Origin of the sequence: Rheinheimera soli (assembly GCF_021290985.1) — a bacterium.
In the GTDB taxonomy this organism is placed as follows: domain Bacteria; phylum Pseudomonadota; class Gammaproteobacteria; order Enterobacterales; family Alteromonadaceae; genus Pararheinheimera; species Pararheinheimera soli.
The window spans coordinates 32793-50212 of sequence record NZ_JAJOYU010000033.1; the positions used below are offsets into that span (position 1 = coordinate 32793).

Annotated in this window: 15 protein-coding genes; 8 read left to right on the forward strand and 7 right to left on the reverse strand. The window is 39.5% G+C overall.

Annotated features, from left to right (window positions below; all coding sequences use genetic code 11):
• Positions 1-174 precede the first annotated feature (174 nt).
• From LSG37_RS17855 to tmk, 4 genes are read right to left on the reverse strand one after another with little or no spacing between them, the layout of a single operon-like run.
• Positions 175-957: a TatD family hydrolase gene (locus LSG37_RS17855; RefSeq protein WP_233081160.1), complete on the reverse strand. Its 783-nt coding sequence runs from the start codon at positions 955-957 to the stop codon at positions 175-177.
• 40 nt (positions 958-997) lie between these two features.
• Entirely contained in the window at positions 998-1324 is a 327-nt protein-coding gene (locus LSG37_RS17860) for a PilZ domain-containing protein (protein WP_233081161.1), read from the reverse strand.
• A 12-nt stretch (positions 1325-1336) separates the two neighbouring features.
• A complete protein-coding gene (gene holB, locus LSG37_RS17865) occupies positions 1337-2242 on the reverse strand; it encodes a DNA polymerase III subunit delta' (RefSeq protein ID WP_233081162.1) in 906 nt (301 codons plus the stop codon).
• Positions 2235-2624, reverse strand: a complete 390-nt coding sequence (tmk, locus tag LSG37_RS17870; RefSeq protein WP_233081163.1) for a dTMP kinase — start codon at positions 2622-2624, stop codon at positions 2235-2237. Before tmk ends, holB begins: the two co-directional genes overlap by 8 nt.
• 169 nt (positions 2625-2793) lie before the next feature.
• Here tmk and LSG37_RS17875 point away from each other — a divergent pair, with 169 nt between their 5' ends.
• Genes LSG37_RS17875 through LSG37_RS17890 form a run of 4 tightly spaced genes read left to right on the forward strand, consistent with a single transcriptional unit; the run spans position 2794 to position 9512 of the window.
• On the forward strand, positions 2794-5019 hold the full coding sequence (locus LSG37_RS17875) for a hypothetical protein (RefSeq protein WP_233081164.1): 2226 nt from the start codon (positions 2794-2796) through the stop codon (positions 5017-5019).
• Positions 5012-7246 carry a tyrosine-type recombinase/integrase gene (locus LSG37_RS17880; protein WP_233081165.1) on the forward strand — a complete coding sequence of 745 codons (2235 nt, stop codon included), beginning with the start codon at positions 5012-5014 and terminating at the stop codon, positions 7244-7246. The genes LSG37_RS17875 and LSG37_RS17880 overlap by 8 nt, the downstream gene beginning before the upstream one ends.
• Positions 7243-8214 carry a hypothetical protein gene (locus LSG37_RS17885; RefSeq protein ID WP_233081166.1) on the forward strand — a complete coding sequence of 324 codons (972 nt, stop codon included), beginning with the start codon at positions 7243-7245 and terminating at the stop codon, positions 8212-8214. The genes LSG37_RS17880 and LSG37_RS17885 overlap by 4 nt, the downstream gene beginning before the upstream one ends.
• Positions 8214-9512 carry a site-specific integrase gene (locus tag LSG37_RS17890; RefSeq protein WP_233081167.1) on the forward strand — a complete coding sequence of 433 codons (1299 nt, stop codon included), beginning with the start codon at positions 8214-8216 and terminating at the stop codon, positions 9510-9512. Before LSG37_RS17885 ends, LSG37_RS17890 begins: the two co-directional genes overlap by 1 nt.
• 167 nt (positions 9513-9679) lie before the next feature.
• Here LSG37_RS17890 and LSG37_RS17895 read toward each other — a convergent pair whose 3' ends face one another.
• From LSG37_RS17895 to LSG37_RS17905, 3 genes are all read right to left on the reverse strand, one after another.
• Positions 9680-14032 carry a serine protease gene (locus LSG37_RS17895; protein ID WP_233081168.1) on the reverse strand — a complete coding sequence of 1451 codons (4353 nt, stop codon included), beginning with the start codon at positions 14030-14032 and terminating at the stop codon, positions 9680-9682.
• Entirely contained in the window at positions 14025-15293 is a 1269-nt protein-coding gene (locus tag LSG37_RS17900) for a ComEC/Rec2 family competence protein (RefSeq protein ID WP_233081169.1), read from the reverse strand. Before LSG37_RS17900 ends, LSG37_RS17895 begins: the two co-directional genes overlap by 8 nt.
• 356 nt (positions 15294-15649) lie before the next feature.
• Positions 15650-15871: a hypothetical protein gene (locus LSG37_RS17905; RefSeq protein ID WP_233081170.1), complete on the reverse strand. Its 222-nt coding sequence runs from the start codon at positions 15869-15871 to the stop codon at positions 15650-15652.
• 174 nt (positions 15872-16045) lie between these two features.
• On the opposite strand from LSG37_RS17905, the gene LSG37_RS17910 reads away from it, so the two are divergent.
• The 4 genes from LSG37_RS17910 to LSG37_RS17925 form a co-directional block, all read left to right on the forward strand.
• Positions 16046-16363, forward strand: a complete 318-nt coding sequence (locus LSG37_RS17910; RefSeq protein WP_233081171.1) for a hypothetical protein — start codon at positions 16046-16048, stop codon at positions 16361-16363.
• A 137-nt stretch (positions 16364-16500) separates the two neighbouring features.
• On the forward strand, positions 16501-16686 hold the full coding sequence (locus LSG37_RS17915; RefSeq protein ID WP_301331833.1) for a tyrosine-type recombinase/integrase: 186 nt from the start codon (positions 16501-16503) through the stop codon (positions 16684-16686).
• Between the two features lie 89 nt (positions 16687-16775).
• Entirely contained in the window at positions 16776-17108 is a 333-nt protein-coding gene (locus LSG37_RS17920) for a type II toxin-antitoxin system PrlF family antitoxin (RefSeq protein WP_233081172.1), read from the forward strand.
• 2 nt (positions 17109-17110) lie between these two features.
• On the forward strand, positions 17111-17420 hold a 310-nt coding region (locus LSG37_RS17925), incomplete at its 3' end, for a type II toxin-antitoxin system YhaV family toxin (protein ID WP_233081173.1).

Sequence of the window (17420 nt, forward strand, 5' to 3'; positions counted from 1 at the left end):
CATGCAGGAAAATTTCAGAAGCCTTGTCTACACTGAAAACCTGTAAGTTAACCTGTTTTGTCCTCTTTGGTTCCGTATAGCGCACGGCTCATTTAGATGAGCCATTCCCCTAAGCCCAGAATGAATCCCTTGATTCTGGGCTACTTTTCCCTCTGAGTAAGCTGTGTTAGTTAATTAAAATGCTCTTTTAACCGATTGAAACAGCTGATAAAAATTTTCAGTTGTTTGTTCTGCCAGCTGTTCAATGCTGACATTACGCTGCTCTGCAATACAAGCTGCAACAGCGCTGACATAAGCAGGCTGATTGGTTTTTCCACGATAAGGCACTGGGGCTAAATAAGGCGAGTCGGTTTCGATCAGCAGTCGACCCGCTGGTATTTGTCGGGCCACAGCACGCAGCTCATCTGCGTTACGAAAGGTAACGATACCGGACAAAGAAATATAAAAACCTAAATCCAGCGCAGCTTTGGCTGTGTCCCAGTCTTCAGTAAAACAATGCAAAACACCGCCACAGTCGGCAGCTCCGCCGGAACGCAATAAATTCAAGGTATCAGCCCGGGCATCGCGGGTATGCACTATTAAAGGTTTTTTCAGTTCACGGCCTACCGCTATATGAGCGGCAAAAGCCTCTTGCTGAATCGCTTTGCTGTCCGGGCTGTAAAAGTAATCCAGGCCCGTCTCCCCCACAGCCACTACCGCAGGATCAGCGCAATAACGGCGCAGTAATTCGATATCGATTTGATCTTCCTGATGCAGTGGGTGTTCACCACAAGACACAGACACTTGTGGATAAGCGGCTACCAGCTGCTTCATCGCAGGAAACTCTTTCAGGCTGACCGAGACACAGAGCATATGTTCTACTTTGGCAGTGGCGGCTTGTTGTAAAACGTCCGGTAACGTCAGGGCTAATTTGTCCCATTCCAGACGATCGAGGTGACAATGTGAATCAACAAACAAAAGAGTTCTCCAAAAAAATAGTTAAAACAACCACTTAACTCTAAAGGCTGTAGGTAGGCTCAGTAGAATCGAGCATACCACCCAATAATTTTTCAATTTTATCCTGCAGCTGAAATTTATCGTCGATAAAAGCCACACCAATGCCAGCCGGAGTAGAGCTTTGCGCTCCTTGTGGTGTCAGCCATGCAACTTTGCCGGACACACGCACAGGCTCCAGCGCGTCGGGTAAGGTGACCACTAAAGACAAAGAATGCCCCATACGATAAGGCCGCGCAGTACGCACAAACAAACCACCGTTTTTCAGAAATGGCATATAGCAGCGATACAGCTCTTTAAGTTCAGTAAAATCCAGTTGGATTTCGTCCACAGTAAGCTCCTGTTACAACAAGGCCGAGCGGAGTTGCACTAACAAGGCCGACAAATTCAGCGCTGCATTTTGCCCTGTAATTAACTGACGATCACGGCCCCATTGTTGTAAAGACAACAATAGCTGGTGGTGTTTCAGCTGCATATCAGCGCCTTTAGTCCATAACTCCTGTCGTACAAACCAGAATAAGGTTGAAGGCAATTGTTCAGTGTCAGGTAAATGAGCCAGCAGCTCATACATATCTAACTGAGCGGACACGAACTTCTTCAGCATAACCAATTGTGCAGAAATTGCTGCTGCTTCGTCGTTTTCTAATAATTTCAACGCTAATAAAGGTGCGCCGCCGACGTATTGTAGTAAAAAGTCCGGTACAGGTCTGCTGCTATGTTCCTGTAACCAATGCTCTATCTGTTCACCATACACAGGCGCTAAAGCCCAGCTTTGGCAACGGCTTAAAATAGTAGGCAATAGCTGCGCCGGATGGGCACTTTGCAAAATCAGAAAGCTGTTTTGTGGCGGCTCTTCCAGAGTCTTTAATAAAGCATTGGCTGCGGCTTCAGTCATCAATTCAGCCTGTGGGATCAGTGCCAGCTTGACGCCGCCTTGCTGCGACGCTCCCTGCATAAACTGACCCAAAGCACGTATAGGGTCAACGCCAATACTGCTGCTGCCTTCAGTTGGTAACTGCCACAGATCCGGGTGATGACCAGAGGCCATTAGCTGACAGCTCTTGCATAAACCACAAGGCAGTTGCTGTTGCGGGCTTTTACATAACAAATAAGCAGCCAGACGTTTAGACAGCGCCAATTTGCCAATGCCAACAGGGCCTGTCAGTAATAACGCATGATGTAACTGCCCTGCTTCTGCCAATTCGGTCAGTTTGTATTGGTATGAGTCCAGCCACGGAAAATCAGACATCTGTGCCAAGATCCGCCTTTGCATCACGGCTTAAAGACCCGCTTTGATAGGCCTGTTGCAGTGCATTCAGGATTTGTTGCTGCACCTGTTCCATAGACTGACTGGCATCAATAGTCACTATATTGGCTTCAGTGGCTGCAATTTGTTGATATTTAGCACGAGTGCGCTGGAAAAATGCCAGTTGCTCCAGCTCAATCCGATCCAGTTCGCCCCGAGCCTGAGCACGTTGTAAGCCGATGGCAGGATCTATATCCAGATACAGCGTTAAATCCGGCGTTAAATTACCTAAGACCACCTGGCGAATACTGTTAATCAGATTTTCATCCAGTTGACGACCACCGCCCTGATAGGCACGCGAGGATAACAATCTCTCAAAATTCATTTTTGTAAGCTCTATCTATATAGATCTCAAACATATATAAAGTAAACCTTAGTTAACAAAGTAAGAAAGATGAATAAATGAATAGAAAACAACCTCTTCCAACTCATTCTTTAAAGTGTACCACTGATATCAGCCATGCGGAACTAAGCAATGGTTTAGGGAATGTATTATGAAGTTCGGCAGCTACCTCCAAGTCAAGTCTGTTTATTCCAACGAGGGATTTGAAGTCAAATGCCGGTATTTGGACATGGAGGAGTTTGATCCTACTAATTCGCTTTGTCAGACATTACATTATTGTTTTTGCAGTTACGGATCAAACCGAAGTTATTCTTCAACTTGCAATGCACGTGCGGCAATTGAAGAGTTTCTTAAGTTTAGAGAATGGTTTAACAATAGAAATCCTGAAGCACTTCAGCTTCATGCATTGTCAGATATCTTTGTTGAGCCATTGCGTACGTATTTAGATTACCGTCAAAAGCGCAAATTACCGCTTAAGCCAATACGTTCTCTTAAAAATATGTTGTCAGTGATGTCTGAGTTTGACGCGGCGTTTCCGAATATCCTGTTTCCAAAGCTACCTAAAGAGCAAACCTTCCCGAATCCGCCGCTGGAAGATCAGGCTATTGATAAATTGGATGCAGCACTTAAGTCGCACGTAGAAAAACTCTACCACAAGGTTGAATACCGTAAAGAGGTGCATGAAGCTCAGCCTTATAATTATGAGGAAATACTTGAGATTTGTTATCCATCGGGTACGAAGAAAAATGTGTACGAATGGTACAGGCATAGCCTCAATAACTATAGCACTCCAAAGGTTATTCAAGTTGGGGGCGTATTAAAAAAATTAAGGAACCTTGATCCTGATTTTCAACGCTGTCTTGAAGCGACAGAACCTAAGAAGGAGTTTATTAAGCTGTACGAGCAAGAGTCCCCTGCTTATCTAGCGGATAAAGAATACAACCCATATGAATTTGAAGGAATCCGCCGCTGGCTGCCAGACTATACGAGGTTATTGAAAACATTTCTCGTCCATGATTACCCATTCGCGGTGCCGTTTAAGGAAGCAATCGCAATTAATACAGCTACGACTTATTCGATGAAATATTGTAAAGACGTTATTTCAGTTATTTTTCATCGTTTTGTTCGTACACGTTATATACCCAAACGATTACAGAATACTGGTATTCCTATTATTAGCTTGGATGAGTTACTTAATCTCTATTATCCCAATCAAGAAGATATGGCAGTGTTAATGCTTATGATTCAGTTTCAGGCGGGATGGAATAAAGAGACAGTTATTGCTGTAGACAGAGATGACTTTGAGCACGGGTTAAGTGGCATTATCGATGATAGTCAACGCTTAATTACATCTGAGAAAAAACGTGGCCAGAATACTCATCTTCCTTATTATAAGTCCAAAACGATGCTGGCGGTGTCAAATACTAAGGATAAGCACTCTATTTATAACCTCATAAAGTTAGCAGATGATCTCTCATCTCCTTTATCGTCACTTGAACCAGATGAATTAACTGCATATCAGATTGGCCATAACAGATTATTTTCCTGCACTACTGACTTAGCTGACTGGAGTAAAAAATCACGTTTTAGCTCAATGTCTAATACAAAAACCTCAACACGAGGAGTCAGAGATTTTCTCAGGAATAATGAAATTAGCGACAAAGGTGAGCGTTTAACGCGATCAGGTGAAATCGTCAATAGGATGCGCCCGACTTGGATGTACATTAAACGCAAAACTGACCCACTTTCGTTAGTTCAATTGGCAGCTGGTCACTCATCAATTGAGACAACGGATATCCATTACGATAGTTCGGAGCAATCCACTCGGTCACGAAAGGAACGCTTAACCAAAGAGCTTCATGTGCTAATGGATAAACTCAGAAGTCGAAAATTTTCTGGGTTAATGCCTGCACAATACACGAAGGAAGAAGATAGTACGATTGCCGTATTTAGCATTCCTGGTCACAACCGAGAATTGTGGGCCTGCCGCAATCAACGTTTACCGACTTGGCGAAATTATGAGAACTTTATCCGTGCGGGTGAGAAATGTTTTTTTCTTAATAAGTGCCTTAATTGTAGCCAGATCCAATTATTCAATGACTCACTGCCCTACTTACTAGAGCGATTGGACTATCTGAACAAGTGTTCTCAGGATATGCCGCTGATTGAGTTTACGCAGTTGTTTTGCAGTGAATATGAAACGCTTAAGTGGATAATCGACAATTGGGAGGATGGGGATGAAGTTAAGGCAGCACGACGTTTTCAGCGTCGTAACAGCCCTCTGTTACCAAAAGATCTCGCATCACTGAATCCTTTGATGAAGCTTCTAAGCGAAGTAACACAGGATAATAGCTTCTTGGAGGCGTCAAATGACTAGTAAATTAGTAGATAGAAACACAAAAAACTCTGATGTCTATGAGGCACTAAAAGCTAATAAAGTTCAAGACACGGCGGATATCCTTCCACCCAATCACGATAGCAATCCTGCGGCGGATGCCGGTGGAGATCACTATTCTGCGGATTTTGAAGTTAGCGCTATCTTTTACTCTGAATATGCTGAAATTAGCCCTATATTTTATTCTGAATATCTTGAAGAATTCGAGTACGACTTATCTGAGGAGTTAGAGTCTTTATCTGAAGAGTTAGAAGATATCTCGTCAAGCAAGCTCGTTTTAAAAAGCTCACTGATGGATAAACTGTCATTATATCCCGATGGAGCCTTCCCTATCTCAGACTATTCAACATTTAAAGACGACCAATGGGTATTTTACGATAAAGCACAAGTTATTGATGCGAAAGGGTTCAACTTTAAAGACAGTGATTCGGATTTAATGTTGTTTAAAAAGGTTATCATGTATCACTACATCCCTACCTTTCATCCATTCGGAACAATTAAAAGTTTTGCAACGACGTTTAGCTACATCAACGGTTTAACAAACATAGAGCGTTTTATCTTTAAAGCCAATCACATGAGTGATTTGTTAAAAGGGATCCCGAATATCACAGCTCGGATGCTCAATGACAGCCTTGATGAGGCTAAGTCTGCTGAACATAGCAGTTCTTACAAAAGTCTGTATTCGGCATTGGCCTTTTGGAGTGTGTTATCTGAGAATGGATTAATTCCAGAGGCATTCCGCTTAAACGTGAAAATGTCGAAAGTGCTCACTAAAGAGCGCCGTCAAGACGTAGTAAGGCATGCCCTTAGAAATACCATACCATACACGCCATTTCTACAAAGTGAATTAGAGGGGTTAATCAACTACGCATTATTTTGGACCGATAGCGCCATTCCCGTTATAGAGAAGGCCATTATATTTTGTAGAGATAATGGTATTCATTCGGGCGCTAGAAAGGTGCATAGCCCAGGCAATAAAAATGAAGAATTAGAGCAAATATTTTCGACGAGAGTCGAAGGGAAAGAAATAATCGGCTACTCGGCGACGATAAAGACGGACCAAAAAGATAAGAAGAAAAGCAATAATTATTATACCTTCGATAAATTAGCAGTTGCTATTGATAATGTACGCAATGCGATCTTTATATTTGTAGCATTGATAACAGGTATGAGGCGTCGAGAATTGGCCCAGTTAGCCTTTGACGACTTTCATCGGTTAAAAAATGGGGAGTGTTACGTCGATGTAACCCGTTTTAAGGTTTCTGATGACCCAAATTATAGTGGCGAAGCTGCAACACTGCCAATCCCTGAATATCTTTATGAGCTTATATTCCAGTATCATTCGATGCGTGAATACATGGGGAAACTTGAAAACGAGCATTTGTTTATCTCATGTAAGAGTCGCGTGAAAAAAAAGAACCAAGACTCGTCAATCCTCCATATCATAGTCCGTGAGATTTCAGATGCAACCAAAATTGACGGACTTCATACCCATCGTTTTCGAAAATCAATAGCTGAGATCTTAATTGGCCAAGATGAGACAAATATTGACTTAATAAGGGAATTACTCGGCCACAAAAGTTTTGTGATGACGCTTCGATACATCGCTCGCAACCCATATTTAGTGCGGGCTGTGGCAAGGATAATGGAGCATCATCATGCGCATGAGTTTGAGCAGATAATTAACGCAATCAACTCAGGGCATTTCAGTGGTCACGCGTTTGAGCGAATTGCAGCACAGATTAAAAAGCGCCCGGCCGAGTTTAAAGGAGCAAGGCTGAAGCTAACGATCCGTGAATACGTGCTGGCATTGTTAGAAGCTGGCGAGCCGGTATTTTTGCATAGGACGCCAATGGGAACCTATTGCCTATCTATTCCTATGCTTGGTGGTGATGATTATACACCTTGTGTTCAAAATGCAGTTAATGTAACTGGTAGGGTTATACCTGAGCCATCGAACTGTCAGTATGACAAGTGCCATAAGGCCGGAATCACTTTGAAAGCGAAGCAGGCAATAGAGGAAAACATCATCTTCTTCAGTGGTTTAATTGAGCAAAAGGACGTTGCTCTTCCTACTCATTCGTTACGTGAGCTTAAGCGCCGTTTGAAGCGAGAGAGACAACATCTGCAAAATCTTGAAAAGTATCGAAGTCCCTTGGTCGAAAGCGGAATCGACAATGAAAGTAATATTAGAGGGACTGCGTCATGAACGAAACAGAAAAGAAACTCATTAAATTGATTGCTGAATTGACGTTGGAAAAGGACGGTGAAAAACTTCTTCAGCAAGAGGTTTTGGAGAGATTCGGCATGAGCCGAATGAACTTCAACAAACGCTATAGTCACCTGAATGGATATATTAAGGGCACACAGGATATTTTTGCGCTAGCTGGGGCTATATCAACCAAAGAGGATGCGTTTACCGAGGAGCTTGCCAAAAAGTATAAAGCCAAGTGTGAAGAGTTTGCAAAGTTAGCGGCTGAGTTTGATGCAAATCTAGAGGCAAAGATTAAGCTGCACATAACGTCGTTGATGATAAACGACAAGATCTTACATGATGCGAATGACATCAGAAGCGATCTTGAAAAGCAGGCCATAAGTCTGGATGAGTTAAAGCGTAAACTTGATGAAAAAGAGCTTGAGGTTACGAGGCTGAAATCTGCGGCATATAAAGTCAGAGATGAGGTGAAATCGGTGCCACATTCATATTCTGAAATTGAACCAAATATGACTCCTGTATTTGAGAATTTCAGGAGGACTGGTGACTTAGATGTACTTGATGATGAGAAAGAGTCTGCTATTGAGAAACTGGCAAATAAAGCTCGACAGTTTTTAAGTGCAAATGATGTGCGCGTTGTGCTTTATATAGACTGCTACTTGTGTCGCTTTAAGCGGTTCTTGTCCCATCATTTTCAGCCATTGGCTGACTCACTGGTTATTCGTCTACCGCTATATTCCAGAGAGGAAATTAATGCGTTTGTAGAGCAGCTGTGTACAAAACGCCCTATTGATGTATATGTGCCTATTTGTGAGTCGGAGGTTACTAAAAAAGCACTACGACAGTTTTTTATGAAACATGTTCCAGTGCCGGAATTAGAGATAGCAGATAGGAGTTTAGTGATCCCCTCTTATCGAGAGGGATTCGACACTATTACCGTGTTTCGAGTGGGAATTGAGTGATGACGTTTAGTATTAGAACAACAGTCGTTGATTATCGAGACCCAGACTCTGGACGAAAACGTGAGCATTATTTGCTTATTGCGGACACTGCAAAACAATCGGTACTTCTAAGTCATGCAAATCTTTATCTTGCTGAAACAACTAGTTCATCGTTGGAAACGTCTCGGCGTTACGCAAACGTTATTGCACAGTTTTACAACTTTATCGCGTTGCAACCGAAGTTCACAAAATATGGTGTACATCAGTTTCATGTTGTTGCAGACAATCGTGATATAAGACGTTGGCAGGTAGATAGACAGATCCGACGTGAAAGCGCACAAAAAGTTAGCCCGACCAGTGAAACCATCTACAACGATGCAAAACAGTTGTTGCTGTTTTTCGGCTGGATGAGAAACAACGGATATATCACGAATGTAAGAGTTGGATATAAAACATGGCAGGCTAATTTTAAAAATACACGCTTGTTGTCATATATCACTTTGAAGGCAAAGCGTGTTGTCGATGGCGCTAATGTTGAAGTACTCGATAAAAAACATCGTCAGAAAAAGCTTCGCTCATTAATTAACGACATTGAAATTAATTTACTGATCACTAGTTATCCTGATCCTGTGTACGGCGTAATGTTCAAGCTTTGCCTCGCAACCGCAATGCGCCCGATGGATTTGTGTAAGTTTCCATATGCGGGGGCTGGTCTCAACAAGCACATTATGCCGTACTCAGAAATGGGTAGTCCCAGCGGGGTTATAAATTACACCGTAATAGACAGCAAGGGCAATAAGGATAGAGAAATTCAAATTAGTGCAGCAGATTTAAGTGCACTTGAAATCGAATATACCACTTCGCTTTACCCACAACGGAAAAAGCTATACGAAAAGCGTTATAAGAAGAAGTGCCCCCCTAGTATTCTTTTTCTAAACAAAGTCGGCGAGCCTGTTACGCCGACAATGATTGCCAATAGGACCCTCTATGCAGCAATGAAAGCTCACGCCGTCGATCCATCATTTAGACAAGGTATAGATTTTTACCAAGCCAGACACTGGTGGCCGACGCAGTTTCTATTGAAACTTTATGGTGATGAAATCCTCACAAATAGAGTAGATGCGCTGCACGCCGCAGCGGGACAAGTATTAATCAATCAGATGGGTCACAGTAATATTAGTACGACCTTTAAGTATTACGTCGATACCGCTCGAATCATTGCTATGGCCTATAGTGGCCGGGTTACCGAAGTAATTACAGAAAGTGAATCAATTGTTGATTTCATCAAACGGGTGAAGAAGGACAAAGTCGACGTGTAGCAGCGCACTAAATTTGCGGGGGGATTAGCGTGCCACCAATGTTAAGGTGATATGTTCTAGGAAAAAATGAAGTTTTCAGCAATAGCACATATCTGACTGTTTGGCCTATAGGTTCCAATCTGACCTGACAGATACCAGTTTTGTGCTGGTATCTGTCAGATATTTCATCAGGATTGATGATCATCTTTTTTATCACTTGCCACTGAGCCTCGGCCTTTTAAGTTGATTGTCATATTCCCCTCAATGGAATCACCGACTAGATAATAGACACCTGACATATCTAGCCAACTCGTTGTCGTTGAAGAATCTAAAATTTGCTTTTCACCTAATACTGTCCAAATAATTTGCATTCCATTATTTTCGAGTAACTTTTGCAATGCCTTTTTATTTATTAATAATTCTGATTTATCTTCACCAAAAATATGAGGATCAAAACAAAATAATTGGCCATGTTCATCTAACCAACAACCTGGCATTTCAGTCGAACTGCATAACACACTGTTAAACATTTCTGCTCTCGGTGCTAAGAACGAGATCCCTACATTTTCATCTTCCCATCTATGCACTTCAACAGTTGGCAACACTTCTGCTATTATTTCTCTGTTATACCAATTGACTCGATCATTCTTGATAGGCTGCCAGCGTGAACTACCTGCCTCGGAAAGCTTACTTTTATACGCGGGAGACCAGTAATGCTCTTTGCAGAAAACTGAGTAACTGTCTTCACTTTCTGGCATCCATCGTCCCATAAAGTCCTGCTTTATAAGCCAATTTTTTAAAGTTTCATATTCTTCGACTTTAACTAAATAGCTGCGAATTTGATACCAGATGTTCTTTCTTTGATTATGATTCAATTCAATACCCAATTGGTCTTTCTGTTGCCATGAGTAGTCCGCCTCTAACGACAGAAAATCATGATTAACAATAATATCTTTTGGATCTGGTAGATTTTTTTCGGATGTAAGCCAGAAGCTGTCTTCTACATACCAATCATCATAGTTAATTTTATTAACAGGGAATGGTAGCTTCGTGATTTTTTTCATTAAGGGAATATATGTAGGGTCAATATTTCTTAAACCATTTTGCCAAGGCCCCTGATAGTAACCTAATTCATTCCCTTCTCTGTCTTGTATTGCGTAATTGTCCGCGAGTCGTGCTACAACCTCATATAATGCCAGCCACTGATATTTTTTTCCTATACGCTCGACATTATTTTTAAATCGATCCCCGCCAGTTGCATGACGATCAAAATGACCGTGGATATTTACATCATATCCAAACTTTTCAAAAATCAGCTTACACGCGTAATTGCTAAATGGGTTTGGGTCTAATTTCCATAAACTTAATGCTGATTGGAAGACATACCTACCGAAATCACCGTACTGAGAAATGCCTCTTCCATACTCTGTAACCATTGAGCTTAATATTCTATTTTGTGAGCCATATATCTCTTGAAAACTATCTTCATCCCAATCAAATTTATAGGCATCTGTTTCATCATTACTAGGGAATATATCGGGTATAGAACTGTTATAAGGTGGTGTGATCACTTTGGAGTTATCTAATGAAAATTCACCTTTAAATAGTGCAAATTCTATAATATTCCTAGCATAATCTCTAACTAAAACATTTACATATACCTCTTCATTAAGAAAAACCTCTTCTAACACGCAACTAGCTAGTCTATTTAACCCGAGAAGAGTCAAATCATTTAATGACGCGCCGTACAATGCAGCTAATATTCTTTCATAAACATAGGGATCATTTACAGCCCTAAAATTTTTCAACAAATTGACACCGACATCAAGTTTAGATGTCAAAATAATCGTAAGAGCTTGTGTTGCATTATTTCTAAGCTCAATATTAGTAGAAGTAAAAAGCCATGATGTAGCTATAGCGACTAACAATGTAGACTCTTCTGATAGACTCTTATGCATTTCTGATTGAAAAATCCACTCTAACGAACGCGAGATAGCTGAATCAGAATCACTTATATCATTTAAAAAGGTCGTCCAATTTGCATCCCTAACTGCTAAAGATAAAGGAGCTAAAAACCCGTGAAGAGCATCAGCGTTATAGGGATGTTCAACATCTCCTGCAACTATATAAATAAAATCAAGAAAAGCTTCAGAGGATTCGTCATGTCGCAATACAACACTGTTAATATAATCATCGGAAACACTATTGATAGTACTTACATTCCGCCAAATCAGACTATTTATAAAAGCAGATATTATTGAAAAATCTTCCCGCTTATTATTTTCTACAACTTGAAAAAACTCCTTATGTAATTTATCAGGCAATTGTATCGACAGGGCCTCGATCAACCCTTGATAACGGTAGCTTTCTTCTGTCAAATAAAACAACGCCCCATTAGCCTTGAATATATATTCAATATTTTCAGGAGTGATTATTTTTCTAACCAGTAAATCCGCTGAAAAAAGATCATCTATTCTTTCATATGCAAAGTAAACACCCTCTTCATCCTCGCCATTGTGAAGCCAATAAATATTCTTTGACAAAAGTCCTTCATGCACTAAATCTTCGATAATCCCTTTTTTATTTGTATACTTACCAGTTACAGCATTAGCTATATCACATGCATGATCATAAGGCACATAAGTTACTTCATTAGTTTGTTTATATTCAATCAGAGAGTAAACTATTTTTCGACATACTTTCCCTGAATCACCATAATCAAAAAACTGTGGCCCACCCAATTTCGTGTCGATATTATCTATATAATAGTTCATCACACTAGATAGCCCACCATATCCTTCAGGAACCGAAGATAGTCCTCTTTTATGCAGGCCTTCACAAAATAACTTTAAAAATAAAGGATTAGTAAACTCAGGGTTTATAATAGGCGTCTTGGGCCAATTAATATTATAGTAATTAAAAAAAACTTTTACAGCTTCGAATTCACCTCCTGCAAATCCAGCATGGGTTATTACTTTCATTTTAGTCTTAGCAGGTAAAGCCTCAGGGATTAACTTAGGAAAATAGCTATCGCGCACAGTAATTACTAAACTTATCCAACGGTAATGTTCAAAATCATTTATAAATGAAATAATATGATCATGCCAAAAGAACCTTCCTCTTCCTTCATTAATTGCATCAATAGCAAACAAAATTCTCTGATTCTTCTCTTCACCTATTTCATTAAGAGCTTCCAGGAGACAGTGCTCTGTGCATTTTAGCCTCAATAAGTCATCCAATATTTGAGACCAAGGGGACCTATCTGTAGAGAAATGCTGCCCTAGCAATAGAATAGAAGGGATATTATTGGAGTGCTGGCTAGCAATAGAATCGGCCAGTAAATGTGACTTCCCTGTTCCCGCCTTTCCTTTAAGTAATAAAAATGGCTCATTAGCTAATTGTGTATTTATGTCGGGCTGCTCTAAAAAAGATAAAAAATTGAGCGACACCTGACGAATATCAGACACATCATTGTCTTTGCAATCGTTCGCTTGATAAAGCTTTATTAGTTCCTCTATTATTTCATGAATAAACTCTGCCTTCTCCTTTATTACATCTAAATCTAGTATCAGGGATTTTTTATTGATGAAATCTTCGAACAATCGCTGTATTCCACTTTTATTTACAGATATAGAATCCATGAAATAATATTTAAATGAATGTTCATTTAATGCAGTTAAAAACACTGATTGACTCGATAGATGTTTAATAAGGGAATTAATATTTAACAGGTAAACATGGAATTTATTCTTAGCAAAGGCACAGAAATCATTATTTTTTAACGTCGCTTCAATTTTATTAGTTATATCTACCTTTACATTTACTTCTGGTGTATAGCGAACCCCCAAATCAAATATACTTTTCTCAGTATGTCTCTTAAACCAATCGTTCGTCAGTAACTTACGGATAGGGTTATATGCTGAGTTTTTTTTCTCCTTAACCTCGACGCCTTCTCCTAGTAATATGTCTTTAAAATACTTTAAAGATAAAGCAGTTAACTCTCTTGATTCACCATTTTCTAACAGCTCCATATTGATGATTCCAGCGATATAGCCATTTACAATCAAGGGAGAGCCAGAATAACCCGAATATGTTGATAATTTTTTTGAATGCTCTAATTCAATATCAACTTTGCCATTTTTCAAAGCTTTAAGTTGTTGGTTTACTATATTTTGCTCACTAACCAATAAATTATCGCCTGATATCTGTTTAGCCAGCGGATACCCTCTTGAACTCCAATTAGTTCCACTTGCTATAACGCTGTAATCGATGAAATTTGGTAATTCATCATACTGCATATCTGATTGCAATTCTAATAATGCAATATCAAGTCTTTTATATTTTTCATCTATCTTACTGCTAAGGTTAGCCTTGACAGCATTACCATAACAATCAGTGCAATTAATCTCACTCCTACTAAATTCAGTAACAACGTGAAATACGGTTAGTGCTCTATTCTTACTTATTAAGAATGCAGTGCCTTTTTTAGTCCCGCATTCAACTCTAATTACTATATTGCTCAAATCCATTTTTTTACTCAACCATTATCTCGTTAGCAGTAATAAAAGTAACTTTCCCATCACGTACAGATTTATAATTTTCAAAAAATTTCAACTTCTCATGTTGATAGTTTGTTATGATTGTTGACCATTGAGAATTTGAAATTATTTTAGCAATTGCACTTAAATCCGGATGAGAGTGGCTTCCATTAGTCGAAATCAAAAATCGTTTTGAAGAGATTAATTTAAGTAGTCTATTTGATATATTATTATTACTTCCATGATGCGAAACTTTGACTATTTCGAAGTCTAGATCATATCCATCATCCTTGAGAGAGCTTAGCTCATCATATATAACATCCTCATGAGCATCACCCAAAAATAGTAGTTTTCTATTTTCAAACTCTATAATAAATGCTATGGATGAGCCATTAGTTATGGATGTATCGCTTCCTTCTAAATTCAGCAATTCACTAAAACAATGCTCATTACTTTGAGCTACATCCTTTATCTCTGATTGAAACTCTGGCATTTTCATATATTGTTCAAAGGCATCATCAAATATTTTTTCTTCATTCAGGGTAAAGTCATATTTTTCTGATTCGAGTTTTTCTTTCCATTTCGTAGATAGCGCATTTAGCTTTTCTTTATTTGGTGATACTATTCTAAGGGTCAACCCTGCTGATATTTCAATTACTTTTCTTTTACTTATAACAGCATAACCATCAAATTTATCATTCCATGAGTAATTATAGCCATATAATAAACCGGCCAAGGTAACACCCTGTTCAATTTGTATATCTTCCAGACCTTTTTTTTCTTCTAAATATCGGTTCTGAGAACAGATCTGTTGTAATGCATCTCTTTCATCTTGATCTAGAGCCTTATCCTGCTTTAAAAATTGTAAATGCCTGTAACAGTTATACCACACCTCCTTTACCTCAATAACTTCGTCATTAGAGCCGTTATCTTTAATAAAGTTGACTGCGCCTACGATATGATCATTATCTACATGAGTTACGACCAAAAGGTCAATACACTGACCACTAACTTTTAGGTTTATTAGATCTGGTTTAATATGATTTAGGTATGTCCCCTTAAGCCCCATGTCAACTACAATATTTATTTTTCTGCTAGGGATACTAATTAAAAATGCATCTCCCTGGCTGGCTTGGTACATTTTAACCTTTATCATAGATAAAACTTTTCCAATTTTAATAATTAATTTTGTATTGTTATATATAAAAATCACATAGTGGGCGTTCAACCACATACTGAACAAACCCACATCTTGATTAAGCATTTATTAATACATGATAAGTTAACTCTATCGTTTATCTATATCAATGCTTTTTTCTAAAATCACTAAATATATCATCAGAAAATCTCTGCATTTATTGTCCATGGAATTTTCGCACAGTAATTTGATTTTTCGGAATTGAGCGTATTCAGCTAACCGTCCAACGTAAATCCTAATGGTAATTTACAATGTCAACGTGATTTAATCGCTATACTTTAGCTTAAGCCAAAAAATCAGATCATGTAAGATCTAGTAAATCTCATCGGATAGAGGCTTTCCTTTTGCTATTGAGCTAGTAGGATTGGATTCAAATCACGCTAAATTCAAAAGACTTAACTCATACCCTAGTTAATAATAGCTTATTGTCCTGAGTCGTATGGGATGACACGTGTCAAATTTCCAGATTCAGAAATTTCATCATCTGAAAGTGTCTGATCACAGTGTTTACTTATTGAAATTGCCGATGAATCCGCAATTGCTTCGCAGAACAAAATGTCACCAACATTGAAATCAAGTTCGTTGCAAATATCATCAGGAATTGGTATTTCACCATTTTTTCCGATCTTAAACTGATAGCTCATTTTATCACCCAAATTATTTTGTCCATACAAATCAATAATAGCTCAAAGTAAATGCTCAAAGCATCAGTCTTTATTTAATACTCCATGGGAAAAAGTCGAAGCGGATCCAAGCTTGAAATGTTTTTGAGCTATGTTAATCTAAGCTATATCTTTCCTTTCTGTTAAATCTGGCTTATGAACACCGTACTTGAATGCTGGCAAATTGTATCTGTCCTTGATAATGAAAAGTTGGTTGGTAAAGTATTGTGGGGAATTTGCGTTGATGACATGACTAGCCGCTTTAGGCCAGGTGACTATGTATGCACTTCAAAGATCACAGAAATTATTCCGAAATCTAAATTAATAAAAACTCATACTGGCAGCTCATATCAAGTGCAAGGAGACGGAATAGAAGCTGAAATTCAGGTTAAGGATTTTGACCTGCTGCGGCGCGGCTTCAGTCCTGAAGAAATAAATCAACTCAGATTGGCACAAAGCGATCTTTTACATTAAAACCAATCCATGTAAGCGCAGGTTTCAGCTCATTTAGAGATGTTATGACATGTTGCAAAACGTCACCACAATTTACCACAGTGATCTATTGCTCATCACCACTGGTGGCTACTTTAAATTAGTGGGTATCAAACGGACTGTTCCGCCACGCAACGGCTACCGCCATGCTCGACAACGGCGCTGATTTGCGTCATGTCCAGAAAATGTTGGGTCATGCTGACATTTCGACAACTCAAATCTATACCCATGTCTCGTGCTCAAAACTAGCTAAGGTCTATGGTAAGTTCCATACTTCAGTATTAAATGACCTTAGCATTTTCTAGTTCACCACCATAGGGTAATGCAAATGCATTACCCTATGGTGGTGAACTAGAATAGCTCTATTAACCAACATGAACATGTGGAGAGCATTATGCTTGCACAAATTGCTTTGGAAGCAGAATCAACACTGACTGACCGTTTTCAGACAACAGTACCGGGTCCTGTTCGTCAGGCGTTGCATTTGGGGAAAAAAGACAAGATTAAATATGTCATCCAATCTGATGGCAGTGTGCTTATGCAGCGTGCTGAAACGGTCGATACAGACCCTGTGCTTGACCAGTTTTTATTATTTCTGGCTGTTGATATGCAGAGACATCCTGAGAAGTTACAACCGCTGACCGCCAGTATGCGCCAAAGTGTGGCATCGTTGGTTGCAGATGTTGAGTTTGATTTGGATGCACCGCTATCCGATAAGGATGAATAAACTTGTCTGATAAGATCCCGATGGTAGTTAACGACTGGACGCTCTTTACCCATCCACTTTTTGCACAGCAGTACCAAGCACTGAAAGACAAAGTTGAGGCATTAAAAGTCAAAGATCTGCAAGGCTATGCTAAGAAAAATGATGCTAAGCGGTTAGCGGCTATTTATAAGCTGGCCTTTGAGGTTATCCCTCAAGACCCAACTCTAGCCGATTATCGCCAAGGGACGACATTAGGTGATCACCATAAACACTGGTTTCATGCCAAGTTTTATGAGCAGTTGACCGCCACAAGTCAACCTGGGCGCAGTAAAT

Excerpts from the sequence above, each read along its gene's own strand:
- holB (WP_233081162.1), bottom strand. The coding sequence starts at position 2,242 with ATGTCTGATTTTCCGTGGCTGGACTCATACCAATACAAACTGACCGAA.
- tmk (WP_233081163.1), bottom strand. The coding sequence starts at position 2,624 with ATGAATTTTGAGAGATTGTTATCCTCGCGTGCCTATCAGGGCGGTGGT.
- LSG37_RS17875 (WP_233081164.1), top strand. The coding sequence starts at position 2,794 with ATGAAGTTCGGCAGCTACCTCCAAGTCAAGTCTGTTTATTCCAACGAG.
- LSG37_RS17880 (WP_233081165.1), top strand. The coding sequence starts at position 5,012 with ATGACTAGTAAATTAGTAGATAGAAACACAAAAAACTCTGATGTCTAT.
- LSG37_RS17885 (WP_233081166.1), top strand. The coding sequence starts at position 7,243 with ATGAACGAAACAGAAAAGAAACTCATTAAATTGATTGCTGAATTGACG.
- LSG37_RS17890 (WP_233081167.1), top strand. The coding sequence starts at position 8,214 with ATGACGTTTAGTATTAGAACAACAGTCGTTGATTATCGAGACCCAGAC.
- LSG37_RS17900 (WP_233081169.1), bottom strand. The coding sequence starts at position 15,293 with ATGCTTAATCAAGATGTGGGTTTGTTCAGTATGTGGTTGAACGCCCAC.
- LSG37_RS17905 (WP_233081170.1), bottom strand. The coding sequence starts at position 15,871 with ATGAGCTATCAGTTTAAGATCGGAAAAAATGGTGAAATACCAATTCCT.
- LSG37_RS17910 (WP_233081171.1), top strand. The coding sequence starts at position 16,046 with ATGAACACCGTACTTGAATGCTGGCAAATTGTATCTGTCCTTGATAAT.
- LSG37_RS17920 (WP_233081172.1), top strand. The coding sequence starts at position 16,776 with ATGCTTGCACAAATTGCTTTGGAAGCAGAATCAACACTGACTGACCGT.